This window comes from Moorena sp. SIO2C4 (genome assembly GCF_010672485.1).
Classification (GTDB): domain Bacteria; phylum Cyanobacteriota; class Cyanobacteriia; order Cyanobacteriales; family Coleofasciculaceae; genus Moorena; species Moorena producens.
The window spans coordinates 1-1,387 of the sequence record NZ_JAAHGN010001461.1; the positions used below are offsets into that span (position 1 = coordinate 1).

General features: G+C 47.5%; 1 protein-coding gene. It reads right to left on the minus strand.

The window, feature by feature from the left end:
• Positions 1-199: 199 nt before the first annotated feature.
• Positions 200-1,387: peptide chain release factor 3 (prfC, locus tag F6K20_RS38585; RefSeq protein WP_287298456.1), on the minus strand; the 1,188-nt coding region annotated here is incomplete at its 5' end.

Sequence of the window (1,387 nt, forward strand, 5' to 3'; positions counted from 1 at the left end):
GTCTCCTCAAGGGGTGGGTTTTCACCACCATCCAAGAAATAGTTAGGATTTCGGGGGTTATCCCGCGAATCCCTTAGCTCATACCCCTCTAGTTTCTAGAGGCTCCTAGCTAAAACGAGCCGCACTATACGACTTATTATAACTTATTCGCGCGCAGACACTGCGGGGTTTACCCCGTCGTGTCTGTTTAATCCTCCCTTTAGAAAAGGGAGGCTCTCACATTCCCGGATGTTTTGGTAGACTTGGGTTCAGAACCAGACACCACAGGAGCGCTAGAATTCAAATCCAACTCTGGATGGTCTTCTGCGACTTGCTGCAAATTCCACTGATTCTTAAACAATAGCACTGGACGTCCCCAATTATCTTTGACTGTCACGGTATTAAACAAACGCCCAGCCTTTTCCAAGGCTTCCCAGCCACCGGCTACCCAACGAGCCACACTATAGGGCAACATATCCAACCTGGTCTCTACGCCATACTCATTTCTGAGGCGAAACTGCACTACTTCAAATTGCAACTGTCCCACTGCTGCCAGAATTGGGTCCCGCTTCGACTCATCAACGGAATACATAATTTGCACAGCCCCTTCTTCCCGCAACTCCTTCACCCCTTTCTGGAACTGCTTAAACTTAGAGGGATTAGGATTCTTCAAATAAGCAAACAACTCTGGGGAAAAGCAAGGAATCCCTTCATACTCCAACTTCTTACCGTTGTAAATCGTATCCCCAATAGCAAACACCCCTGGATTATTCAAACCAATCACATCCCCGGCATAGGCAACATCAATGGATTCTCGGTCTTGAGCAAACAGCTTTTGGGGTCTTGACAAACGGACGGTTTTACCAGTGCGAGCATGGCTGACAGTCATATCCTTTTCAAACTTACCCGTACACACCCGCACAAAGGCCACCCTATCCCGGTGCTTGGGGTCCATATTCGCTTGCAGCTTGAACACAAACCCACTAAAGTCTGGATAAGTGGGAGGAATCTCGCCCACTGTGGATTTCCGACTTTCTGGTTTCATGGCATAGTCTAAAAAAGCATCCAGAAACAGCTGCACCCCAAAATTAGTCATGGCACTGCCAAAGAACACAGGGGTCATTTGACCAGAATGAATCAGCTCTAAATCCAGCTCTGGACCAACACCATCGATAATTTCCAACTCTTCCTTTAGTTGATAATATAAGTCTTGTTCTAGCAGCTGTTCAATCTGGGGGTCTCCCAAATTAACTACCGTATTCTTCGCCTCCCGGGAGCCGTAAGCGGTGCGTTCAAACAAGTGGATTTGTTGTTCTCGACGGTCAAAAACTCCTTTAAAACGATCGCCCATGCCAATCGGCCAGTTGACCCCATAGGTTTGTAACCCTAGTTCCTGCTCAATCTCATC